Below are 24,613 nucleotides of genomic sequence, written 5' to 3'. Positions count from 1 at the left end.
GGTTTAAGTATGCCTGCCTGGAAATAAATTTTACCTCGGGTGCGAACCCTGCATGCCTTGGAAACCTTATAGAAATTGCCTGAGAGGATGAAATCAACACCTCAGGGGATACTGAAGACAACCGCCGTCCTTGGTCATCCAGCTAGATATTAGCCACCACATAATTGAGAAGGAAGCCGCTAAAGCCATCTTGGATGCTGCCTTGTGGGTGCGTGACGCGGTCGCGTTGGAAAGCCGACTGGTGGAACTGGAACAAAAACTGAATGAGGTGCTCAATGAACGAAGAAAAACTCAAACGGATTGAAAAACGACTAAACCAAGTGAGAGGCCGACGGTGCGGAACGTGCGGCTACCAGCCGGGTGGCAAGGTGCGCTTTATTGTGCACTTCAGCACATATGGTGACCCACCGCAACGGAACGAATATTGCCCGGAGTACGGCCGCCCGACCGTGGTTGTGGTCACGTGGGGTGACGTTGCGGATGAGGACAACGGCGGCGGCGAAGAGGGTGAATAACGCCCTTCACCATACGGCAACGAAGGCCCCCAAATTGCCCCTAGGACGCGCTAGGAAGCCCGGAGAGGGGCTTTTCTGTGCCAGAAAGGTAAAAAAAAGACCTGTACAGTTCAGAACGGGTGTTCTGGGGCTTTTTTACAAGTGATCCACCGGTGAGTGCCGCCGGTGCGCTTCCAGTAAGTCGTCATCCAGCCACTGGATATAAGCCCTTGTGGTGGCAATGTTCGCATGCCCCAGAAGGCTTTGCAGGCTGACGAAATCCATGCCGTTTTTGAGCGCGAGGGTGGCGAATGTCCGCCGCAAGGCGTGAGCCGAAAAGCGCACCCCCGACTTGTGGGATAGCCGCCGTAAGAGGACTTGCAATCCGTAACCGGTGAGGGGTTGTCCGTTTTCGGTCTGGATGGCGGGGGCGTCATCGGCTTGATTGGGGCATTCGCGCCAGTATTTGAGCAATGTTCGACGGGTGGTTGCGCCGACAACCGTTATCCGGTCTTTGCGGCCTTTGCCCTGCCTGACGCGCACCACGCCGGTTTGCAGGTCAATATCCGACCGCTTCGGGTTGCAGACTTCCTGACGGCGCAAGCCGCTATCCACTATCAAAAGCACAACGACTCTCTCCCTGAGGGTGCAAACGTTCAAAACCTGCTTGACCTATTCGGCGGTGAGGAACGGCAGGCGCTTCGGGCGGATTTTGGGCATGTCAAAGGTGACGGGGTGCAGAAGGTAACCCTCTTTATGCCAGAAGCGGAGCAGAGTACGGATGCAGCTGGCAATGGTATGGGTGGTTTGGCTTTCGGCGTTTTGGAACAGGGCCAGGTACTGGCGAACGTGCCGCGCGGTGACCTGGTCAGGTGAGGTGGTGCCCTGACGTTCCAGCCAGGTGATGAATTTACCCAGTGTTTGGGTGTAATTGGCAAGGGTTTTTCAGGAGCATTGCATGGCCTGACGCGAGAGGACAAAATCCGTCCAGGCATCACCCAAGGCCACAGACGCAATGTTAAAGGATTGGTTTTTGGAGAGATGAAGTCGTTGGGGGAGTGATTGAGACATAAAGACCGCCATATTTGGAGATTTGGCGGTCAAAACGGGGAAGAAACCGTACCTGTGGGCGGAACGGGACTCGAACCCATGACCTCCTCCTTGTAAGGGAGGCGCTCTAACCTACTGAGCTATCCGCCCAATAGCGCTTCCAAATTATAACTCAATTTCAAGGATTAAGCCTGCTACCCATCGCTTAGATCCGCCACATAATCGCCCACTAAGTTCTCAAAGTGAGCCCGCAAGGGACGCAGAATGTTTTCTTCCCACCATTTTAACACATCTTGAACCTCGCTCAAATCCACGCCATGATGCCAAACTCGAAACAGGCTACCGGTGCAGGTGGGTTCAATGCGGATTTCGACCTGCGAGGCATATGCAGAGGTTTTGCCACGAATCTGCCAGGTCATCTCTAAATGGTTATAAGGAACCAACCGCCGTAATATTCCGGTGACCTCTCCGCCAAGAAGCGATAAGTTCCCTCCAACGTGAGGGACGATGTGTGCTGGTTGACAGGTAATTTTGGCGAACTCAAAACCATCTAACCAAGCCCGAAACACTCGTTCCGGATACACTGGCACTTCAACCGCTAACTCAATGGTTGCAAACATTGTACACCGTCCTTTATGACCTTTAACTTTATATCCAAATACTATGGATTAGCCATAGGAAGCGAAAAGAAGAAAGTACTCCCCCGGTTAACCTCGCTCTCAGCCCAAATTCTTCCACCATGAGCCTCAACAGTATGACGCGCAATCGAAAGGCCCAAACCTGTTCCACCTCCCGAACGTGACTGATCGGCTTTGTAGAAACGCTCAAAGATGCGGGGTAAAGCCTCAGGACTAATCCCTACACCAGTATCTTTTACGTAAAAAACAACCTCACCATCTCGACGCTGAGCCCCAAGTTCAATCCGACCACCAGGTGGAGTGAATTTAATGGCATTGTGGAGCAAATTAATCAATACTTGTTCAATTCGTTCCCGATCTGCCAACACCATTGGCAACTCGGGATTTGTTAGTACTTCTAAGGTCAACCCTACCCGTTCGGCTTGTAAGCGCATACGAGATGCTGCATTTTCCAATAGCATCGATGGGGAAATCGGCTGCCGATTAAGCGGCACCTTACCCGATTCAATCCGTGAAAGTTCAAGCAACTCCCGTACCAATTGGGTCATATTGTCAATTTCCTTATCCATTTGCTCTAGGAAACGCCGCGCCATGAGAGGATCTTCCAATGCCCCTTCTTGCAACGTCTCGGTGAGTGCTTTCAATGTTGCTAGTGGGGTACGTAATTCGTGGGAAACATTGCTGATGAAATCTCTACGCACTGTTTCTAATCGCCTCACTCGGGTTAAATCCTGAATAACCAAAAGCACGTTATCTTTTAGTGTTCCCCCGAGTGGTGTTGCTATCGCCTGGACGAATGAACGATTGGGTGTCATTTCCAAGGTCAAATTGTACTGGCGATCGTGGTTGAGAGATTTTTGCCATAGATCCACTAATTGATGATGACGCACGACCTCAATCAACGATTTTCCTACCGATCCCCCCGGACGGCCCTCAAAAAGGCGTTCTGCAGCCGGATTCATTAAACGCACCTTGCCCTCGGCATCAACAATCACGACCCCATCTGTCATATATTCCAAAACTGCATCAAACTGAACTCGTTCAGTAGCCAAAGCCTCAATCTGAGAACGCAATTCGTTGGCCATAGCCGAAAATGCCTGAGCCAATAAGCCAATCTCATCCTTTCGGCTCTGAATCGAATCAAGGGAGGTTTCATTACCTTGCCAATTGCGAATGCGTTCCGTAAGATATTGCAGTGGTTCGGTAACCCATCTCGAGACGAGAAGCGTTACCCCTAATGCAGTGATCACCATTACCCCACCCAGTAGGATCAATAAATACGTGAATGATTTGAGGGCTTGATCTGCCTTATCCAAAAAAATGGCTACACGCAAAACCTCGATCGTTAAGGCATTGTCACCATTCTGCAGTGGAACGGTGGCAATTCCTAACCATCCCAGTGAACTGTTGACAAACTTAACCCCCGCTTCATCTGAAATAGCGCCAGATTGGACAATAGCACGTACACGATCAATCCTTGGAAAGGTCCATGATTCCCCCCATCCTTCCACTTTTATGTTGCCATTTGGATCGCAAATAGCCCCCCATGCCTCCACAGAACGGGAGAATTCCAATAGAGCGGATTGAGCCCTTTCTTGATTCCCTTCTCGTCGCAGATCCTCTAACTGACGAGCAAATATCTGCGCTTGGGATAGCAAATATCTTTCGTGTTGCTGTAACAACAGATGTTCAAATGATAATCGTACGGTTATCCCTCCGACCACTGCCACTAAGACAGCCCAAGCCATAGCAGACAGCGTAATTCGCCAAATCAATGATGGACGCATCTAACCCTCGAAACGATATCCTGCTCCTCGTACAGTTACAATTCGGCGCGGGTTGGCGGGGTCAGGTTCGATCTTTTCCCGCAACCATCGAATATGAACATCTACTGTGCGAGAATCTCCAATGTATTCCCATCCCCAAACTCGCTCAAGAATCTGCTCTCGAGTAAGTACCTGCCCCCGGTGCTGGGCTAAATAAAGCAAAAGATCGTATTCCTTGGGCTTTAGCGGGAGCGGACGACCATCCAACAGGGCTTCACGGCGCGCATTATTAATCACCAGATTACCATATTGGATAACTGGTTGTGGAGATTCAACTTGACCATGTCCCATACCAATCTCTTCCCGTACCATTCGTACGCGACGTAAAAGAGCCTTTACCCGCGCTAATAATTCGCGCATTGAAAAGGGCTTGGTTAAGTAATCATCAGCGCCCACTTCCAGACCAACCACCCGGTCAATCTCATCATCCCGTGCCGTCAACATGAGCACCGGTGTAGTCATTTCCTGGCGCAAAATGCGACAAACCTCAAACCCGTCCATTCCCGGTAACATAATATCCAGGATGATAAGGTCAGGGCGAATGCGGCGCGCAACATTCAAAGCGGCCTGGCCATCACCCGCCAATTCGACATCATAGCCTTGACGACGCAGGTTATAGGCAAGCGCCTCCTGTAACGTTGTCTCATCCTCAACAATCAAAATTTTCTCACCCATCCTTCGCCACCTCCTCAAAAATTTTCATCATTCGCCATGCCATTTGATCGCGGCGAAAATTCTCTTCGACACAATGGCGTCCTGCCATACCCATTTGCTTAGTTAACTCCCTATTCTCAGCCAAATATAAAATGGCTTTCGCCAGAGCCTGCGCATCGCCCGGTGGGACAGCGATACCCGCACCCGCCTCTTCCACAACTTGACGAATGACCCCATCGATCGCAAGGACCACCGCTCGCCCCGCTGCCATGTAATCAAACACCTTATTAGGATAAGTGGTTTTATAAACCTCTAACGGCTTAAGAATAGCAACGCAGGCATCGGCTGCCGCCAACACCTCAGGCATCTCACGTTTGGAAAAGGGAGGGAGAAATACCACATTTTTCAGGCCTTTCGCCTCAGTCTCGCGCATCAGGGCCGATTTCTCCTTTCCATCACCCACAAACACAAATCGAATCTGAGAATGATCACGCAGAAAGTTGGCTGCGTCCAACACTACTCCCAGATCGTTTGAAAGCCCATGAGCCCCAGCATAGAGAACCACAAAGGACTCGTCTAGGCCATAACGGCGACGAAAACCTTCACCGCTAAGGGTTGGGTCAAACATTTGAGGGTCTGCGCCATTGGGCACCAATTCAACCCACTTAGCCCCGCGAGTTTGAACATGAGAGATAAATCCGGGTGAATTTACCACCACTCGTTTAGCCCGACGATAGAGAAACCGCTCCAATCCTTCGGAGGCTTTAATAAGCACGGGATTGCGCAGAACCCCCACCGCAACAGCAAACTTGGGCCACAAATCCCGCACCTCAAAAATGAAAGGTACTCGTTTAAAAAATGCCAATAGCCACGCTGTTGCGGCTTGAAAAATTGGAGGAGAAGTTCCCCACACCACATCTACGTCCGGAATACCTAACCCAACCCAAAACGATGAGATCATAAAACTCATGAACGCCAATGTGCGGTGAAAGAAACTGCGGTGAAACGCCGGATAGGTATAACATCTCAAAATGGTTAACCCGGGTTCAATTTCCCTTCGACTAACCCAGCGCCTTTCTGAGGGATTGGGGGGCTTTCCGCTTAGATAGTTAACCGGGCTGGCAATCACAGTAACCCGATGTCCTCGGGCAACCAAATAACGCGCCATCTCCTCGTGGCGAGTCCCACCTGGTTCATTCAAAGAAGCATAGGCTTGATGGATCAATAAAATATGCATCAGACCTTATTTTAACGATTTCCCGCTCTCTCAACCACAATTGAGGTCACAATCTTGCATGGCACCGCGTCTTTCCAGGTCAGCAAAAGCGATAAAGCAGGAACACGATGATGATAAGTAGGAGAATACCAGCCTAAGTACTCAAAATTACCCGCCGGGCCAAAAATGGCTTTTCCTTGGCGTATAAGTCGAACGATTATGGGGAAAAAGGCTATGTTGTCCCCATTAAAACTCCAGTGTAGCCTCATCTCTAATCCGAATTGAGAATATTTGATCTTCAACTGTGTAATGTCAATTTCCCATTCCCCATCACGTATCAGCCAATGCAAATCAAACTGATGCTGTGCTGATCCCCTTCTGTTCACTGGTAAGATTTCGTCTGTAATCTCCCATTGCCCTTCTCCCAGCCACCCCAATGAACGACGGTGCACCACGCCAAATCTTATATAACCATCATGAAAAGCCGTCCAACGCTGCTCCGGACCGGAAAGGTGTCCGAGAAATCGCACTTTCCCGCCCTTGCTCCAAAGAAACTTGCTCAAGCGTTGTAGTTGATCTTGACCATCAACCACTAACGTATTATGGACCAGCGTCCCTGCCAGACCGTTATTCCAGGGAGAGGGAAGATTATAGGTATAGGTTCCCGCGTCAAGCAACAAGTTAATCCCATGAGACCACAAATCCACGTGGAGAAAATCGGCATGAGCGATGCGTCCCTTGCACGAACCTCCATACATCATAGCCCAAGATGATTGCCCCGATGGTTTGATAATCCCAGGGGATGAGGTGATACAAGGGAAGTCTTGAGAAGGCCCTTTCTTTACCCCTAACCACAAACTGAGTTCATCCCATGGACCAGAGGGCAAGGGACGACCTTGTCCAAAACATTGACCTGCAGCTTGCAGTGTGGGACGATAATCCATAATGCTATGACTGCCAAAGGGCAAGATATTACTACCATCATTATGCCCGTAATTAGGCACTCCTCCTGACCGTACATCCATCCGTTCCCAAAGCCAATACGCTGCCATTTTTAACCGTTCCCGTGTTAGATCGGGTAGGTCACATCCTTCAATTGCTAAGGCACGGACGAAAAGCAAAGCAAGTTGAAGCATCAAGCGATGGTAATTATGGCTGTTTTGGACATAACAGCCCGATGAAGCTATTTGATGCTGAAAAGCCCAATTTAACCAGCGCCAACCGATATCTCGCCACTGTTTAGATTCTGGCCACTCGGGCAACAAAACACCCACCAGATACAACCCCAAGGCTTCGCTTATCAAATGATTATTGTTCTGAGCGCGAGCGTAGATAAACGTTGGTGGAATACGTCGGGCATGGGTAAGGATGGAGGAGATGAGAAAGCGCCGATCCTCGCTTAACCAAGAGGATGAAGATTGGAATACCTGCAGGGCAAACAATAAGGCAGGGATGCGTAAAGCCACTTCCTGACCCGAAGCCCAGTTTGGTCCATATCCCGGCGGGTTAGCCTGTAAAAAGTGCTTAAGATGGCTCAAACAGGTTTGGGCATACCGCTCTTCCCGGCTCAAGGTGTAAGCCCGTCCCAAGGTAAAAACCCATCCCAACCGTGCTGGTTCCCACACAATTTTGATATCCTCACCTGCCACATTGTCCCGATAAACATCCCAAGGCTTCAGTGGGCAGGGAGGATCTAAAACCAAAGGTGCAGGGTCGCCGCCAAAGGGGCGAAACATTCCTTGGCAAATCTCATCCGCTAATGCCAAAATCCTGTCAGTTTCTTCAGCGCCTAAAAGGTTTTTCAAGTGGTCTGGAGAGGGAACAACAAATAACTCCCCCCTTAATTCTGGAACCTTATCAGGATCAACCCCAAAATTTTGAGAGACTCGTCGCCACCACCCTACCTTCAACCCTAACCGATAGATGAGAAAAAGGGCAACCTGACCAGCCCCTACGGTTATGAGCGTTTTCCAGAGCTTTTCCCACGAGTTCACGGATCACTAACCCAAGTTCCTTATCTTTAAAATATTTCAGTCCGGCGGCGAGTTCTTAGCGCCTCCCGGGCAGCCAAAGTGGCCTTTGTAACTCCAAGGATCTGGTCGTATGGAATAGGAGGTAGACCTGTGGTCGTAATCGCCTGCATAAAGGCCCCCCATAAGCCACGATGTCCCTTATCCTGGCGCAACGGTTGACGGAATACCCGGCGACGACCCTCCACCACTATTTCCAATGTTCGAAAATCATCCAAAACGGCAATCTTCCCTTCACAAAAGACCTCTATTCGTTCTTTGGGATACGATTTGTCCCCATTAGCAAGATAAGATACAAGACCTACCGAACCATCCGCAAACTCATACATGAGCGTAAAATTATCTTCATGATAGACCCCGTTATCGGGCAGCGACACGGCTTCAACGCTTATGGGCGGATTCCCAATAAGATAAACTAGGAAGTCAACGAAATGGCATCCTTCACCAATGATACGCCCACCTCCCTGGTGAGGATCATGCAACCAGTGATTAGGCGGTAAATACCCGGCGTTAACGCGGTAGTAAACATGCATCGGCTGACCACAGTTGGTGAGAAATGCCTTTAGGCGTTCCGCCAAGGGCGCAAAGCGACGATTGAAGCCTACAGTTAACAAAGGCAAATCCTCTAAACGAAGCAACGCCTCCAGCCGTTCTACCTCCTCCAAGGTTATGGCCAGAGGTTTCTCACAAAAGGTATGCTTACCGTGGGTTAATGCCTGTTCAACCTGACGCGCGTGATGATTATGGCGGGTTAGAATGGCAACTGTATTGATGGTTGCATCCCGCCAAATCTCATTCTCATCTGAACTTGCAAAGGCAAAACCAAATTTCTCGGCAGCATGTCGCGCATGCAATCCGCTCATCGAAACAATCCCCACTTTCTCAACCTCATGGAAAGCTTGAATCATCGGGAGAAACACCGCCGTGGCATAATTCCCCGCCCCCAATACCCCTAATCTAACCTTTGATACTAAAGGTTCCTTCGATGGTCTTAAATTAATCCGTTTGGCTGAGGGTAAGAATTGTTCCGATTGCGGGTAGGTAATCAGTACACCCAGACTTGAGTCTGCCCCTTTCGTAGTAATTAGCGTATATGCTTGGTCAGCGGCCTCAATCGGGAAGCGGTGTGTGATGAGCGATTTCACATCTAAGAGGCCTGCCCCGATCAGATTAGCCACAGCTTCAAGGTTGCGCCCCTCGGTCCAACGCACATAGCCCAGCGGATAATCCTGACCCTTTTCCTCATAGGCGGGATCATAACGCCCAGGTCCATAGGAGCGTGATACAACGAACGATAATTCTTTCTCATAATAAAGCTTGCGCGGTAATTCCAAACCCACCGCCCCTACGGCTACCACCCGTCCACGATCCCGAGCTAAATGTCCTGCTAATTCAACCGGATCATTGGTTGGGGTATCGGCACAAATAATAACTGCATCAAATCCCCGACCTTGTGTCAAGGCACGACCGGTTGACTCAGCGGCAGAGCGGGGCACGGCCATTAAGCCAAGCATGCGCCCCTTCTCCACACGCCAGGGATCCACATCAATCCCTAGCGCCTGGCATCCGCTGGCTTTGGCCAACTGTAATGTCAACAAGCCCAAAACCCCCAATCCAATAACTGCCACCGTCTCACCGAGTTGGGTGTCTGCCAGGCGGTAACCGTGCAATGCAATCGCCCCTAGAGTCACAAAAGCACCACTTTCAAAATCAACACCCTCTGGGAGACGCGTGACCAGTAAACGAGGCACCACCACATATTCTGCATGCACGGCATATCCACCACCCGCACACGCCACGGGGTCTCCCGGATGAAGATCACGAACGCCTTCCCCTACTTCCACCACGATTCCTGCCGATGAATACCCCAGGGCGATGGGTTGGTCCAAACGATTCAACGCCGTCTCCAATGCCGTGACCACACCCTCACGACGCACCTTCTCCCACACCTGACGCATCAAGTCCGGTCGGGCGCGCGCTTTTCCCAGCAGGTTCTTCTCGGCAAATGCAACCAGCATCCGCTCAGTGCCTACCGAAACCAGCGATGCAAAATTACGCACCAACACCATCTCCGGACCAGGTGTAGGCACCGGTACATCCGCCACGATTGTGCGCCCATCCCGCAGGTTCTTCAATACTTGTTTCATGGGTTATTTGGCGTAATCTACCGCTCGGGTTTCGCGGATCACGGTGACTTTTATTTGTCCCGGGTACTGCATGGTTTCTTCGATCTTCTTAGCCACATCTCGCGCTAAGCGCAACGCCGCCAAATCGTCAATTTCTTCAGGGCGTACGATGATGCGAATTTCCCGACCGGCCTGAATGGCATAGCTCTGGCTAACTCCTTTGAAGGAATTAGCAATTTCTTCAAGGGCACGCAGGCGCTTGATGTATTGCTCAAGATCCTCGCGCCGTGCACCCGGACGAGCCCCTGAGATCGCATCCGCTGCTTCCACAATAACCGCTTCAATGCTCTCTTGCTCCACCTCGTGATGATGAGATGCAATAATGTTCACCACTTTCGATGGCACACCGTAACGGCGGGCAAATTCGGCCCCGATCATTGCATGGGTGCCATCGGTATTATGATCCATCGCCTTGCCCAGGTCGTGAAGCAGACCACCCATACGAGCGGCTTCTACGTCCGCGCCCAGTTCCGCCGCCAGGACAGCCGCCAATTTAGCAACCTCAACAGCGTGCGCCAATTGATTCTGCCCATACGACGTGCGGTATTTGAGACGCCCTAATACCTTAATAATCTCAGGATGGAGTCCGGTGACCCCGGCATCGTAGGCAGCTTGTTCGCCCGCCTCAACAATGGCTTTCTCAACCTCGCGCTGTTCTTCGCTCAATATTTTCTCAATTTGAGCCGGGTGGATACGACCATCACTGATCAAGCGCTCTAAAGAGCGCCGTGCAATCTCACGTCGGATGGGATCAAAACAGGAAATCGTCACCGTCTCCGGCGTGTCATCAACGATAACATCTACTCCTGCCGCTTGCTCAAAAGCGCGAATATTCCGACCATTACGACCCACAATGCGTCCTTTCATTTCTTCGTTGGGCAGCGAGATTACCGAAGTAGTAACACTGGAAACGTGATCCGATGCCACACGTTGGATGGCCTCAGCGATTAACTCGCGAGCACGTTTCTCGCCTTCTGACCGTGCTTCGGCTTCAATCTGCCGGATCACACGCGCCATGTCCGCTCGTGCTTCCTTCTCAACCTCTGCCAACAGCAAACTACGCGCTTCTTCCACCGTCATCTGAGCAACACGTTGGAGTTCTGCCATTTGTTGCTCATACAAGCGCTCAATCTCATTAGCCCGTTTATCCAGGGAGGATTGGCGTTTATTGAGCGCTTGCTCGCGCTGTTCCAAGCGCTCAATACGATTATCCAATTCAAGGCGGCGCTTTTGTAAGCGGTCCTCTTCACGGGCAATCTCCGAACGCCGACGGTTGATCTCAGCTTCGGTTTCTTGGAGAATTTTGAGCGCTTTGTCGCGCGCCTCAATCTCGATTAACTTGGCTTGTTCTGTGGCACTGGCGATGAGGCTATCAGCAATCTCTTTCTGCTCGCGCTGAATTCGAGCCACCAAAGAACGCCGTAAGAAGTAAATGACCACCCCCACTAAAATCGCATCTCCAAGTAAAAGCAACAACGTCATTAACCAGAAATTTCCATTTGCACCCATCTTTAAACCTCATTCATGTCATAGTGTCGTGGGTGGCCTGAATCTCATCCCAGATGCGCCGCACGGTTGTCACAACCGTTCCATAGGCAAAACCCCGCCGCTGTAAGAAGCCAGCCAGTCGCCGCTGGAACGTTGCAAAATCCAAGTTTTTCAAGCATCGTGCATAACGCATACCAGCCTGATAGGCCAGTTCAGTATCCTCGAGATTGGCCACCGCTTGTTGAATACTTTCTTCTGATATTCCCTTCTGGCGAAGTTCAAAAGCAATTAGGCGTCGGCTGCGCGGACGGCTCAGACTCCGACTTTCCGCCCATAATCGGGCAAAATGGTCATCACGCACCAGCCCTTCTTCGGTTAGACGTTGAAGAGTGGCATCAATGACCGAGGCATCAAACCCTTTGCCCTCAAGTTTATTCCGCAACTCGGCCTCGGACCGAGGGCGGAAGTTTAAATAACGAAGCGCTGCCTGATAGGCCACCTCACGCGTTTCTTCGGCTTGGAGACTGGCAATCTTCTCATCGCTTAGGGTTTGTCCAACCCGCAGCCAAGCCGCAACAATGCGTGATAGGCCAAAGGCAAACGATCCGTCGAGGTAGACATTAACCCGATTTGGGTTACGTTTCTGAACGCGCAGCGCCGTGATTTTGTGCTCCATTTTGCCAAATTTCAATGCGCTGCTTCGCCCGTCTTTTCGGCTCGCTCACGTCCCTTTCACGGGATGACCAGAATGGAAAGAATGGGCAAAAGAGCGGGTCGCCAAGATGATCAATCACCCGGTCCACAACACTTGACAACCCCGGCCAATCCAGAAATCCTTTTCTCTGAATCAGTCTTTAGACTACCCATCTGTCGTAATTTTCTGGTCGGTGAGCATTTTTCTTCAGTCATAATTATCAAAACCCTAATACTAAACTGTGTTGCCTTTCACGGCACACAGAGCCATCTTGACTAGGCATAGCAGCGAAGGAAATATCAGAATTTGTTAATCAATTATACACGATCCCTTAACAAATAAATAGAAGTAATCTGGCAACAGTAATATCCCAATTCAGACCAACTCATCAAAATTCAGTAAGGCCAACACATCTTGAAGCGCCGCATCAAACACTTCCTGGAGGATCGTTTCTTCAACCTGATAACTTCCTCCAAATACACCGTCACCAAATATGGCCCGTGTTTCCTCGGCATTAAGCAACCCCTGGTAGCCCTGCACGTGTTTCTCGCCTTGGGGCAGCTCCGCCACCCGGGTAAATGGGAACGCCTCTGCCCATCCCGCATGATAAACTTTAATCCCATAGCGGGCCGCCACAGCCTCAACACTGTGAGATTGCCACCAGGCGTACCACGCAACTTTCATGCCTGGTTTACGATTCGCCAGTTCAACCAGAACATTCTGGGCAGCGATGTTACCCCCATGGCCGTTCAGCACCAAAAAACGCCGAAACCCCTGTTCATATAAGCTGGTTACCACGTCTTCAACCACTCGGATAAACGTCTCAGTGCGCAGGGAAATCGTACCTGGATAGGTTAGAAAATACGGTGATACACCAAAATTCAACGAGGGTGATACCAACACCCCACTCTGGCGACTGGCGGCATCGGCCAATGCCAATGGAATTTTCACGTCGGTTAAAAGGCTCAAATAGCCATGTTGTTCACAAGCCCCTAAGACCACCATAACTCGATTATCCCGTTCTAAGTAGCGTTCAACATCCATCCAGTTAAGTTCTTCAAAACGCATGGAGATCCTCCCTTACTAAAGACAAATAAGAAAAGGGCGCTGCTCTATAGATATAGGCAGCGCCCCATCAGGCTTAAACCACAATGCTGACCAATCGCCGCGGCACATAGATGATTTGCTGCGGTGATTTTCCACCCAAATAACGCTGGACGATATCGCTTTGCAAGGCCAGCGCTTTAACTTCTTCATCACTAATCTCTGCATTCACCGTTAAGCGATCGCGCACTTTTCCGTTTACCTGAACCACAATGGTGATCATTTCTTCTTTAGCCGCCTCTTCATCTACCTGTGGCCATGCTTGGGCATGGATCGAGTAGGGCTTACCCAGTAATGCCCAGATTTCCTCGCTGATGTGCGGGCATACCGGCGCCAGCATGCGCAGATAAATATCCACTGCCTCATCCCAGGCCATACTGCCCCAGGCACCATTTTGTTTGGCTTTGCTCATCTCATTCAGCAGTTCCATGAGTGAGGACACAATGGTATTGAACTCAAACTCACGAAAGTCATGCGTCACCGAGCGCAAAGTCTGATGCACTTTGCGACGCAATTGGCGCAAGGTTGCCTCATCGGCTTGATTCTGTTCATTAACCGGCTCTAGGATCACTGACCATACCCGCCTCAACCAGCGATGTACGCCTTCAATGCCGCCACTGTTCCACGGCCCACCTTGATCCCATCGGGCAAAGAACATCAAGTAGGCGCGCACCGTATCCGCCCCGTAGCGCGCTACCAAATCATCCGGGGCAATCACATTTCCTCGGCTCTTGGACATTTTTTCTGAATCTTCGCCCAAGACCATTCCTTGATTGCGCAGTTGCAACATGGGTTCATTGCCTTTGGTAATCCCAATATCTCGGCATGCTTTATGGAAAAAGCGCGTGTAAATCAAGTGCATCGTTGCATGCTCAATGCCCCCAGTATAGGTATCCACCGGCATCCAGTAATCATACTCGCGCGGATCAAAGGGCCATTGATCATAATGAGGACTCAAATAACGCAGGTGATACCATGACGAACACACAAACGTATCCATAGTGTCCGTCTCCCGCTCGGCTGGCCCTCCACAGGTTGGGCACGTGGTGAATCGCCAGGTGGGATGTAACTTTAACGGGCTCTCACCTGTGGGCCGCCATTCCACATCGTCTGGCAACAGCACTGGCAATTGATCTTCAGGAACGGGCACAGTACCGCACTTCGGGCAATAAATGATAGGAATGGGCGCGCCCCAATAACGCTGCCGCGATATCAGCCAGTCGCGGAGTTTGTAGGAAACCTCAGCCCGTCCTAATCCATGGGCTTCCAGGTATTCAATAACCTTACGAATGCCCGGATCATTATGTCCTTTACCATTGACATAAGTGCCATTTAACGGCCCACTGTTAATCATGTATCCCGGCCCGGTATAGGCTTGCTCCATTGTGTCACCATCCAACACCATGCCTTCGGGTTGAATAACGGGAATAATGCGCAAGCCATATTTACGGGCAAAGGCGAAGTCACGTTCGTCGTGGGCCGGAACCGCCATAATGGCACCGGTGCCATAACTCATCAGTACGTAATCCGCAATCCAAATTGGGATACGTTCACCATTAACCGGGTTGATAGCATACCCACCGGTAAACACCCCCGTTTTTTCACGATCGGTGGCTTCACGTTGAATATCCGATTGGCGGAGAGCTTGATATATGTAAGCTTCAACTGCCGCTTTCTGTTCGAGGGTGGTCACCTTCTCGACCAACGGGTGCTCTGGAGCAAGCACCATAAACGTCGCTCCCCATAGCGTATCCGGGCGCGTGGTGAAGACCTCGATAGAATCCCCTTGTTCAGTCCGAAATGTTACCGCCGCCCCTTCAGAACGTCCGATCCAATTAATTTGCAGTGTACGCACCCGCTCTGGCCAGTCGATTCCCTCAAATGAAAGCAACTCCTCAGCATACTTTGTCAGGCGGAAGAACCACTGCTCTAGATTTTTCTTGATCACTGGTGTGCCACAACGTTCGCAAACACGATCCTCGCCCACGACTTGCTCTCGGGCTAAAGTTGTATTGCAAGACGGACACCAATCTACCATCCCGCCTTTGCGGTAGGCCAAACCATGTTTGTAGAATTGCACAAAGAACCATTGTGTCCAACGGTAATATTCAGGATCCGAACTTATGGCTTCACGCCGCCAGTCAAACATCGCCCCCATACTCTTGAGTTGCTTGCGCATTCGTTCAATGTTGCGGTAAGTCCATTCTTTAGGGTGAATGTTATGTTTGATCGCGGCGTTTTCTGCGGGCAAGCCAAAGGCATCAAACCCCATCGGGAAAAGCACGTTGTAGCCTTGCATACGCATAAAACGCGCCCGCGCATCGGAGGGCGTCATCGCATACCAGTGACCAATGTGTAAATCCCCTGAGGGATACGGCAACATGGTCAATGCGTAATATTTTGGGCGGCTGCAATCAATATCAGCATGATATAAACCATCGGCCTCCCATTTTTCTTGCCATTTGCGTTCAATATCAGTTGGGTTATACGTTGGAACCGAGATATTCATCCTCGATCTCTCCTGAATTAACAATCTTGGTTCAAAACAAAACAACCTTCGCCATGACAGGGACGAAGGTTGTTCTCCGCGGTACCACCCCGATTGCCCGAGCCGATCTACAGCACTCGGACCACTCTTTGATGCGCTAACGGGCATCACCCGTCCCTGGCTACTATTGTTCACCCGGGCGACCTGCCTCGAGAATCGAGGCGGCAGGCGAGTTCGATCTTGTTGGCCCTCCGCAAAGGCCATGCCGGGTTTCCACCCTCCCCGGCTCTCTGGCGGATGATCTACTACTCCTGCCCCGGTCTTACAAAGTGAGCCGGGAGATGGCTCCTGGCTCACATTTCGTGTGGACCCAGGGGGATTCGAACCCCCGACCTTCTCAATGCCATTGAGACGCGCTCCCAACTGCGCTATGGGCCCATATGGTTTTTTAAGGTTCGGCTTGCGCCTGGTGGACCTGAGGGGATTCGAACCCCTGACCTCTTCAGTGCGATTGAAGCGCGCTCCCAACTGCGCTACAGGCCCTCATCAAGGGTAATCAAATTCTAATCGGAAGGCTTTATGCTGTCAAGGAACGCATTCTTCGTGCAAACTTCTCACCTCCCAATCTAAGATTAGTCCATCTAGAAATTGGCACAGTTCTTGCATTTGTATACGGCAATCCCCTTAGACTCTGCGAGTACCATGAGACGATCTGAAACGCACCAATTCCAATCCTCAACCCCCTCACTCTCCCCCAGTCGTTTGGGGTTTCATTATTTTCCTGACACGCTGCATTATACTGCCCGCGATCTTCAAACTTGGTTGCCACTACTCATGCGTCTCAAGGTGGGCTGGCTGGTGTTGGAGTCCTCACCCGCACGAGCCATTCCGGAAGAATTTATCCGTGGCCTGATTCATCAGGGTATTACTCCGCTGATCCAATTCCCATTCTCACCATCTGCCCCACCCGCCTTCAAAGAAGTTGCTCCGATCATGGAAGCCTATATCAAATGGGGTTGCCGCTATATTCAAATTTTTGATCGCCCTAATCTCAAATCCACCTGGGGGATGTCTTACTGGACCCACCCCGACTTGACCGAAGCATTTGTAGATGCCTTTTTGCCCTGGGCACAGTGGATTGTGAAATGTGGAGGCAACCCGATCCTTGCTCCCCTTTATCCTGGAGGCGATTACTGGGATACAGCCTTCCTCCAAAATGTCCTTGTCACTTTAGAACGACGACATCAATATGACGTTGCAGATAATTTACACCTCTCTGCCTATGCCTGGACCCACAATCATCCCCTTGAGTGGGGACAAGGAGGACCATTAGCCTGGCCCGAAGCCCGTCCCTATGATCAAGACGCTCAAACACAAGATCATCGAGGATTCCGTATTTTTGAATGGTATGAAGCCATTGCACAAGCCGTCTTAGAACGTTCACTGCCCATCCACATTTATCAAGTGGGGCTACCCAGTGATCCTTTAGACTTGATCCACCGCCCCAACTCATGCCATCCCACCGAACTTGCTGTCACACAAGAGGTGTTTCTCTCTCTTTCCTCAATCTCGTCGCCTGCATCCAATGACTACCCTCCCTATTTAGCTTCCTGCAACTTCTGGTTGCTAGCCGCATCAGCTGACAGTCCATTCGAAGCCCAGGCTTGGTTTCAAGAGGGAAAACCGCTCACCCCAACACTAACTCTATGGCTAGAACCCGCTTTGGTGCACTCAAGTTTAAAGGGCTCATTAGAAACTTCAGACGTGCTGGAGCGCATAGGGCGCCCTATCCGGCATTACATCCTTTTGCCTCCCACTTGGCGTATTCACCCAGAAACTATTTCTTTTCTACTCACTCAGACTCCAGCCGGAGATCAACCCACTTTTGGTACGTCGTTGTCTGAAGCCATGTTTGCCCAGTGCGTTACCGTGGTAGATCCCGAACAACACCCCCCTGAAATTTTCGTCCAATTAAAAACCAATGGCTGTGAGGTTCAAAGTGTCCAATTGGCCCCTAGTTCCCAATTTTCAGAATAGAGAGGTGCACCATGAACTTGCGTTTGTTTGAAACACCCTCCACCAAAACGACCGAAATAAACGCTCCCAAACCCGTCTTAAAAGTCATTGGGTTGGGCGGAGCAGGATGTAATGCGGTTAATCGCATGATTGAGTTAGGGATTAGCGGCGTCGAGTTTATTGCCGCGAATACTGATGCCCAAATTCTGCAACAATCACTGGCGCCGGTCAAAATTCAACTTGGGCCCCGTCTTACGCGTGGCTTGGGAGCGGGAGGAAATCCCAGCGTTGGCGAAGCCGCGGCAGAGGAAAGTTACCGCGAATTAAATGATGCCCTTAGTGGCGCCGATATGGTATTTCTCACCGCTGGCATGGGCGGCGGAACAGGTACCGGGGCTATTCCCATCGCTGCTCGGGTTGCCCGTTCGTTAGGGGCTGTCACCGTTGCCGTGGTTACATTACCTTTCATGTGGGAAGTAGGCCGCCGCCAAACGAACGCTTCAGAAGGCTTAGCGCACCTTCGCCCCTATACCGACACCCTGATCACCATACCCAACGACCGCTTGCTGGCCATTGCCCCCGAGAACCTTCCCCTAGAACTGGCCTTCCGATTAGCGGATGACGTCTTGCGCCAAGGTATCCAAGGCATCTCGGAATTAATCACCGAACCGGGCTTGATCAACATTGACTTTGCTCATATCCGCCAAGTCATGCAATCCGGAGGTGGTTCAGTACTTTCAATTGGTCTTGGTCAAGGCGAAGGGAAAGCCCAAAAAGCCATTGAACAGGCATTGCATCATCCCTTGTTGGATTCGATCAACCTTGAAAACGCCTCTGCGGTTATTGTCAATTTCACAGCCGGCCCTGATTTGACCTTCATGGAAGTCGTAGAGGCTCTTAATGACCTTCAAGCCCGCACCAATAACCGCATTGAAATCATCCCCGGAGTCGTTACCAATCCCGCCATGGAGGATCGGGTTCAGATCATTATGGTAATTACCGGCCTTGGAGCAACACCTGTCGAAATGCCCAAAAAAGAGAGAATCCCAACCCCGAAAACTGCACAAGCAATAACTACCTCTACGACGGCAATTCCTGTTTCTGTACCCCAAGTAGATGAAGATATTTCACCCGTAAATAACCTTGACATCCCGGCTTTCCTGCGTCGGCGTGCACGCTAAGGGTTGCTTATGGACGCACAAACTCTACATAAGGTCTGTCGTCAGATTTACAATCGTTTTCCTCAAGTAGAGGGGCAAAAACCCAAAATCAAGCCCCAAACCGAGGAGATCTTCCTTCTAATCTTTGAAAGCCGCGCTACCTCTGCTGACAGCAAATCTCACCACCAAATTGTACGGGCTACGGTTACCAAGAACGGAAAAATCCTTAAAACCAGTCTTTCACGCTAGTTAAGGAGGGCATCCATGTTTCACTCTTTTCTCCAACGCATTGAAATTGCATGGTGGGATTTTTTCATCGCAAGCCTTACTCACATCACGCCTCTTCAACAAATACTGCGCTATCTATATCGCTTGTGGAAACGCTACTCATTGGACATATATCTGAAGTTTCTGCTCCTTGCGGCTGTTGGAGGTTTCTTGACTGGTATGATCATGGCACAATTCACCGTACGATGATGAGAGTCCTATGAAACGCTGGATGGTCTTGGCTGGAATCATTGGCCTTGGATTAGGATTGCTACTAACACAGCCTGGATCTGCCGCGCCAGGCACACCGGGTTCGCCTGATCTTGCTATTGGAGTACACTTCTACCCCGATGGACCGCTATCAGACATTGCTCTTCAAAACCTCACGGATTTGAAACCTCATTGGGTTGGCGTTTCTCTATCCTGGCAAGACCTTCAGCCCTCCCCTGATACACGTCTGAACTTTAACTATCTTAACCCCCTTATGCAACTAGCCATGCGCGAAAACATATCCGTGATGGTCAGCCTGACCCAGGCGCCATCTTGGGCGTTATCGCCCTCTGGGCCTAACCCGGCGTTGACAGCTCAATTTATCCTTTCGCTTGCCCAGCGTTACCCCGGTGCTCTTCGCGCAGTGGAACTTTTCCCGGCTGCCAATACTCCAGAGGGTTGGGGAAGTGCCCCCAATCCAGCCCATTACGCCTCTCTATATCGTGAGGTCAAACACCGCGTTCAAGAACAAGTTCCGTCTCTTTACCTGGTGGCTGGTGGTTTACAACCTCCCACACCGAATCAAATTTCCACGGGGGCATTGGATGATGTTTACTTTCTAGAAGGGCTTTACCAACAGGGCATGGCTCAGGACATGCCCATCTTAAGCCTACACCTCAGCCCATTGAGCGGCGACCCTTTAAAGCCCCCTTCCTCAAAGGCTCCGTGGGGTTTACGTCATTATGAGTCCATACGCCCAATGATGCTTTCTTATCACCACGAGAACGGTGTCATTTGGATCACGCGTTTGAGCGTTCCCGATGGTAAAATAAATCCCGATGACAAGGTTTATCTAGCAACTGAGCAAGAGATCAAGTGGTTGCGTCAGGCACTAGCGCAAATTCGTTCTCAATTGTATATTGGCAATGTCTTTATTTATGACCTTAACCCATCCCAAACTTCCCAAACTGGCTTTGAGACAAGAAGTCTAATTCTTGGAAAAAGTGAACGGCACCCACTTTACCCTCTTATCAAATGGGTGCTCCAACAAAACGGCCCTGTCGGAGCACAACTCGGCCGTCCTAAGGACCAAGCCCTAATAAAAAATCGCGACCGACCTTGAAAAATGGGCAAACGAATTGGCATCCTGATTTTTCTCGTTTTTTTCATCTGTGCACTTTTAGGATACCTGACTAATCGCTACATTACTAATGCTTCTAATGCGTCCCAATTGACTGCTACTCCGTTACCGACACTTCCTAACCAACGCAATCTTCTGATCCTTGTCATCAACGATTTTGCCCTTTCTAGCCCAGAGGTAAAAGACCTCTGGGCTCTCATCATTTACTACCCGCAACGCAAACTGATCTTTCAGCCCTTATCACCCGTACCACTAACTGAGCATAAATTTCCCAAGTTCACCCAAATTTGGGATGTAGAGAACAAGCTATCCCCCCTTTTTATCGATCAAGCCACACGGGTTTACCAGATCCCCTGGCAGGACTATTTGGTCTTAGACAGTACCGCGTTGAGGCAATTAAGCCAATGGGCTTTGAACTCTGAGCAAGGAACAGACACTGGCCAAGAACTCGCCGCCAAAGATGTGTTCACCCAGATATGTCAGCGCATCCAAGGCTCGGGAGAGGCTTTATCGAACCTCATCGAGCAACAAATTCACCTTCCCAATCGTTTCCATTCTAGTCTCTCACTTGAAACAGCGTTAGAAATTCGCCATAGACTTGATTTAGAACACAATAACCCCCTAGAATGCGTGGTCTTCCAGCCTTGATAAACCACTTCTAAGCACGGTTTTAATGATCCTCTTATATAACCGTGCTATATTAGGCGCTGGTTTAACCAAACCCGCGTGACCTTTTCGTGGAAAGGAAAACGAAACCCTTACTTAACCTCATACTCTAATCTTTCATGGAGGCGAGATCCGATGAAACGCCATATCGTGAATCTCATCCTTGCTCTCGGGTTAGCCCTCTTGATTACACTTTCTGCCGTTTTTCCTGCCTTAGCTCAAGATCTTTCTCCCAACAGCAACTCATCTAACCTAACCCTTTATACGTCCTATCCAAGTATTGTAGTTGGACCAGGAGAAACCGTCTCGGTTGATGTTCATGTCCGTGTTGCCTCCCAGCCCGAGGTCGTGCGTCTTGAGGTATCCGAAGTGCCCGAAGGCTGGACAGCAACACTCCGTGGGGGTGGTAAAACCGTGCAAGCCGTCTATGTTCAAGCCGATAGTGAAGTAAACCTAGATTTACGTTTAGACCAGCCGAAAACCATCACAGCGGGTACTTATCGGGTTGTGGTCACGGCTCGTACAGCCAATGCCAGCGCCCAACTCCCTATCGAAATCACGATCAAGGAGAAGCAACCCTCACGTCTAACATTTGACGTTGACCTTCCCGTATTGCGCGGTTCACCTAGCACCACCTTCCGTTATAGTGTCACTCTCAAAAATGAGGGAGATGACGAAATCACCGTGAACCTAAGCGCTAACGCCCCACGTGGCTTTCAGGTCAATTTCCGCTATGGTGGACAGGATGTCACCTCATTACCTTTGGGCGCAAAAGAAAGCAAATCCATTACCGTTGAGGCTCAACCCCTGGTAGATATTACTGCCGGGAGTTACCCGATTACGATCATAGCCCAGGGTAATGATGTTCAGGCTTCGCTTGATCTCACCGCCGAGGTGACCGGGCAACCTTCTTTGAGCATCACCACCCCCGATGGTCGTCTTTCGGGTCAGGTCTACACCGGACGCGAAACATCCATTAAATTGGTAGTTCAGAACACGGGAAGTGCCCCTGCCCAAGGTGTAAAACTATCTGCCAGTGCCCCCAGCGGCTGGACAGTCACCTTTGATCCCGAAGTAGTAGAGGAAATCGCTGCTAATGGACAAGCCGAGGTCACCATCAAGATAAAACCCGCCGATAACGCAATTGCGGGTGATTATATGCTCACCCTGCGGGCCACCCCTTCACAGGGAGCTTCCAAGTCGGTAGACTTTCGAATTACCGTGCTGACTTCTACCTTGTGGGGCATTACCGGTGTTATCCTAATTGCGGTTGCTGTTGGTGTTGTGATGCTAGCCGTTACCCGCTTTGGTCGTCGGTGATCTCACAGGAGGCTCAGATATGAGCGAGGTCATCGTAACCAGGGACTTAACCAAGAAATATGGCGACTTCGTTGCTGTTGACCATTTGAATCTAACCGTTCGGAAAGGCGAGGTGTTTGGTCTTCTCGGCCCCAACGGTGCTGGGAAGACCACCACCATTCTAATGATCTTGGGGCTGACTGAACCAACCTCGGGAAGCATCCGAGTGTTAGGTTATGACCCAACTCGCCAGCCGCTAACCGTCAAGGCGCATGTAGGGTATCTCCCCGATCAAGTTGGGTTCTACGATGAACTTACAGCGTATGAGAACCTGATTTATATTGCCAAACTCAACGGTTTATCCCGCGAGGAAGCCAACCGAAGGATAGAAGAAGCGCTAAGGAAAGTTAACCTCAGCGAGATGCGAGATAAGCCCGTCGCCACATTCTCTCGCGGGATGCGCCAGCGATTAGGGGTAGCCGAAATTTTGATCAAACAGCCTCAGATCATCATTATGGACGAGCCAACCCAAGGGCTAGATCCTGAAGGGGCACGAGAATTTCTGGACATCATCCGCAATTTACGTTCAGAAGGCATTACCATTCTGCTTTCTTCACACCTTCTACATCAAGTTCAGGCTGTTTGTGATCGGGTTGGCCTTTTTCACCGAGGCAAAATGATGCTGGTCGGCACCGTGGATGAACTGGGACGCAAAGTGCTTGGAAAAGCCTTCCGCATCTACTTAGAAACACCCGACATAACGCCTGCTATCCTTGAAGCCCTAAAACAGATCCCTGGTTCCGTTAATGTGCGCCCTCTTAATGCAACCATGCTTGAGATTGAAGCGACCTCAGACATCCGTCATGAAGCAGCCAAAGCGCTCATCGCTGCTGGTGGTCAATTACGGGGTTTAAGCATGGAAGCCCAGAGCCTCGATGAGATCTACGCTCAGTACTTCCAGGAGGTGGAACATGTCCGTGCTTGAACGAGTTGAAGCGCAGTCCATGCGTGAGGGTTCTCCCTGGACGGGTCTTTGGGCCGTGGTCGCCAAGGAAATGGCAGACCACTTGACCAGTGCCCGAATGCGCATTCTAGAACTCTTGATTCTGCTCACAGCAGGTGGCACCGTTTACGTGGCTATGCAGCAGATTCGCGCTTCAATTGGCAGCGATCGCTTTATTTACTTGAAACTGTTTACCCTCTCTCAGGACCCACTTCCCTCGCTGATCGGCTTTTTGGGTTTCCTGGTTCCCCTGATTGCTATCGCCTTAGGTTTTGATGCGGTTAATGGTGAATTTAACCGCAAGACCCTATCTCGAATTCTCTCTCAACCGATTTATCGTGATGCCTTACTATTCGGTAAATTCCTAGCAGGACTTTTCACTCTTAGTTTGGTCTTTTCAGCCATTTGGCTGCTTATTTTTGGCATGGGGCTCATTGGGCTGGGAGTGGCTCCCAATGGTGAAGAGGTTGGGCGTTTGCTGTGGTTCTTAGTGGCTACCATTTTCTATGGTGGCATCTGGTTAGTTCTCGCCCAAATGTTCTCGGTCGTATTTCGCCAACCGGCAACCGCTGCTCTTGCGGCCATTGCCACTTGGTTATTCTTCACCGTCTTCTGGAACATCCTGGCCAGTCTGATCGCCCAATCCCTACGCCCTGTACAGTATGGATTGCTTCAAGAAGCCTTGGCTCAAGCTGAGCTAGAACTTGCCCTTACGCGTATCTCTCCTAACACCCTATATGCAGAGATTGCCATTGCACTGTTGAATCCAACCGTACGCTCTTTGGGTTTCGTACTGCCATTCCAACTTGAAGGCGCAATTCTTGGATCACCCCTGCCTCTACACCAAAGTGTGCTGCTCATCTGGCCGCACTTAACCGGCCTGATCGCAGCGACTCTTCTCTTGTTTGCCCTCGCTTATGTTCTATTCCAGCGCCAAGAAATTCGGGCCTAGTCCGGGTCTAGTCTTTGAATAAACCAGGAGG

The 24,613-nt window shown here is 50.5% G+C and carries 23 protein-coding genes and 3 tRNA genes; 10 read left to right on the top strand and 16 right to left on the bottom strand.

The features are described 5' to 3' along the window. Positions 1 to 130 precede the first annotated feature (130 nt). Positions 131 to 304 carry a hypothetical protein gene (locus AC01YT_RS00385; protein ID WP_476672092.1) on the top strand — a complete coding sequence of 58 codons (174 nt, stop codon included), beginning with the start codon at positions 131 to 133 and terminating at the stop codon, positions 302 to 304. Continuing rightward, positions 276 to 515: a hypothetical protein gene (locus AC01YT_RS00380; protein WP_476672090.1), complete on the top strand. Its 240-nt coding sequence runs from the start codon at positions 276 to 278 to the stop codon at positions 513 to 515. Before AC01YT_RS00385 ends, AC01YT_RS00380 begins: the two co-directional genes overlap by 29 nt. A gap of 135 nt (positions 516 to 650) precedes the next feature. Here the strand turns inward: AC01YT_RS00380 and AC01YT_RS00375 are convergent, their stop codons facing one another. From AC01YT_RS00375 to AC01YT_RS00300, 16 genes are all read right to left on the bottom strand, one after another. After that, complete coding sequence (locus AC01YT_RS00375; RefSeq protein ID WP_476672088.1) at positions 651 to 1,154, bottom strand: tyrosine-type recombinase/integrase; 504 nt, start codon at positions 1,152 to 1,154, stop codon at positions 651 to 653. Positions 1,155 to 1,166: 12 nt separating this feature from the next. Continuing rightward, a complete protein-coding gene (locus tag AC01YT_RS00370) occupies positions 1,167 to 1,391 on the bottom strand; it encodes a hypothetical protein (RefSeq protein WP_476672277.1) in 225 nt (74 codons plus the stop codon). A 48-nt stretch (positions 1,392 to 1,439) separates the two neighbouring features. Then, complete coding sequence (locus tag AC01YT_RS00365; protein WP_476672087.1) at positions 1,440 to 1,565, bottom strand: hypothetical protein; 126 nt, start codon at positions 1,563 to 1,565, stop codon at positions 1,440 to 1,442. Positions 1,566 to 1,620: 55 nt separating this feature from the next. Then, positions 1,621 to 1,694, bottom strand: a tRNA-Val gene (locus AC01YT_RS00360). A gap of 44 nt (positions 1,695 to 1,738) precedes the next feature. Beyond that, on the bottom strand, positions 1,739 to 2,164 hold the full coding sequence (locus tag AC01YT_RS00355) for an SRPBCC domain-containing protein (RefSeq protein ID WP_476672086.1): 426 nt from the start codon (positions 2,162 to 2,164) through the stop codon (positions 1,739 to 1,741). 41 nt (positions 2,165 to 2,205) lie between these two features. Next, positions 2,206 to 3,969 (bottom strand): sensor histidine kinase, encoded by a 1,764-nt coding sequence (locus AC01YT_RS00350; RefSeq protein WP_476672085.1) that lies wholly within the window; start codon positions 3,967 to 3,969, stop codon positions 2,206 to 2,208. Then, entirely contained in the window at positions 3,970 to 4,683 is a 714-nt protein-coding gene (locus AC01YT_RS00345; RefSeq protein ID WP_476672084.1) for a response regulator transcription factor, read from the bottom strand. Continuing rightward, positions 4,676 to 5,899, bottom strand: a complete 1,224-nt coding sequence (locus AC01YT_RS00340; protein WP_476672083.1) for a glycosyltransferase family 4 protein — start codon at positions 5,897 to 5,899, stop codon at positions 4,676 to 4,678. The genes AC01YT_RS00345 and AC01YT_RS00340 overlap by 8 nt, the downstream gene beginning before the upstream one ends. 11 nt (positions 5,900 to 5,910) lie before the next feature. Next, positions 5,911 to 7,614, bottom strand: a complete 1,704-nt coding sequence (locus AC01YT_RS00335; protein WP_476672082.1) for an alginate lyase family protein — start codon at positions 7,612 to 7,614, stop codon at positions 5,911 to 5,913. Between the two features lie 284 nt (positions 7,615 to 7,898). After that, a complete protein-coding gene (locus tag AC01YT_RS00330) occupies positions 7,899 to 10,055 on the bottom strand; it encodes a bi-domain-containing oxidoreductase (RefSeq protein ID WP_476672081.1) in 2,157 nt (718 codons plus the stop codon). 3 nt (positions 10,056 to 10,058) lie between these two features. Next, complete coding sequence (rny, locus tag AC01YT_RS00325; protein WP_476672080.1) at positions 10,059 to 11,603, bottom strand: ribonuclease Y; 1,545 nt, start codon at positions 11,601 to 11,603, stop codon at positions 10,059 to 10,061. Positions 11,604 to 11,616: 13 nt separating this feature from the next. Beyond that, on the bottom strand, positions 11,617 to 12,258 hold the full coding sequence (locus AC01YT_RS00320; RefSeq protein WP_476672079.1) for a regulatory protein RecX: 642 nt from the start codon (positions 12,256 to 12,258) through the stop codon (positions 11,617 to 11,619). 393 nt (positions 12,259 to 12,651) lie between these two features. Continuing rightward, positions 12,652 to 13,344 (bottom strand): creatininase family protein, encoded by a 693-nt coding sequence (locus tag AC01YT_RS00315; RefSeq protein WP_476672078.1) that lies wholly within the window; start codon positions 13,342 to 13,344, stop codon positions 12,652 to 12,654. Positions 13,345 to 13,417: 73 nt separating this feature from the next. Then, entirely contained in the window at positions 13,418 to 15,889 is a 2,472-nt protein-coding gene (leuS, locus tag AC01YT_RS00310; RefSeq protein ID WP_476672077.1) for a leucine--tRNA ligase, read from the bottom strand. A gap of 344 nt (positions 15,890 to 16,233) precedes the next feature. Next, positions 16,234 to 16,306 (bottom strand) — tRNA-Ala (locus AC01YT_RS00305). Between the two features lie 29 nt (positions 16,307 to 16,335). Next, positions 16,336 to 16,411: transfer RNA gene (locus AC01YT_RS00300), tRNA-Ala, on the bottom strand. A 159-nt stretch (positions 16,412 to 16,570) separates the two neighbouring features. Here AC01YT_RS00300 and AC01YT_RS00295 point away from each other — a divergent pair. From AC01YT_RS00295 to AC01YT_RS00260, 8 genes are all read left to right on the top strand, one after another. Next, positions 16,571 to 17,905 (top strand): hypothetical protein, encoded by a 1,335-nt coding sequence (locus tag AC01YT_RS00295; RefSeq protein WP_476672076.1) that lies wholly within the window; start codon positions 16,571 to 16,573, stop codon positions 17,903 to 17,905. Between the two features lie 11 nt (positions 17,906 to 17,916). Continuing rightward, a complete protein-coding gene (ftsZ, locus tag AC01YT_RS00290; RefSeq protein ID WP_476672075.1) occupies positions 17,917 to 19,065 on the top strand; it encodes a cell division protein FtsZ in 1,149 nt (382 codons plus the stop codon). 243 nt (positions 19,066 to 19,308) lie between these two features. Continuing rightward, positions 19,309 to 19,521, top strand: a complete 213-nt coding sequence (locus AC01YT_RS00285; RefSeq protein ID WP_476672073.1) for a hypothetical protein — start codon at positions 19,309 to 19,311, stop codon at positions 19,519 to 19,521. Between the two features lie 10 nt (positions 19,522 to 19,531). Then, entirely contained in the window at positions 19,532 to 20,644 is a 1,113-nt protein-coding gene (locus AC01YT_RS00280; RefSeq protein WP_476672071.1) for a hypothetical protein, read from the top strand. A gap of 3 nt (positions 20,645 to 20,647) precedes the next feature. Then, positions 20,648 to 21,310 (top strand): hypothetical protein, encoded by a 663-nt coding sequence (locus tag AC01YT_RS00275; protein WP_476672069.1) that lies wholly within the window; start codon positions 20,648 to 20,650, stop codon positions 21,308 to 21,310. A 153-nt stretch (positions 21,311 to 21,463) separates the two neighbouring features. Continuing rightward, positions 21,464 to 22,648 carry a COG1470 family protein gene (locus tag AC01YT_RS00270; RefSeq protein WP_476672067.1) on the top strand — a complete coding sequence of 395 codons (1,185 nt, stop codon included), beginning with the start codon at positions 21,464 to 21,466 and terminating at the stop codon, positions 22,646 to 22,648. 19 nt (positions 22,649 to 22,667) lie between these two features. Next, entirely contained in the window at positions 22,668 to 23,612 is a 945-nt protein-coding gene (locus AC01YT_RS00265) for an ABC transporter ATP-binding protein (RefSeq protein WP_476672065.1), read from the top strand. Beyond that, positions 23,599 to 24,582: an ABC transporter permease gene (locus AC01YT_RS00260; RefSeq protein ID WP_315623461.1), complete on the top strand. Its 984-nt coding sequence runs from the start codon at positions 23,599 to 23,601 to the stop codon at positions 24,580 to 24,582. The genes AC01YT_RS00265 and AC01YT_RS00260 overlap by 14 nt, the downstream gene beginning before the upstream one ends. Positions 24,583 to 24,613: the final 31 nt, after the last annotated feature.

This window comes from Thermanaerothrix sp., assembly GCF_056331585.1.
Note: the sequence above shows the minus strand (reverse complement) of the source record. Positions and strands in the feature narration are given on the sequence as shown.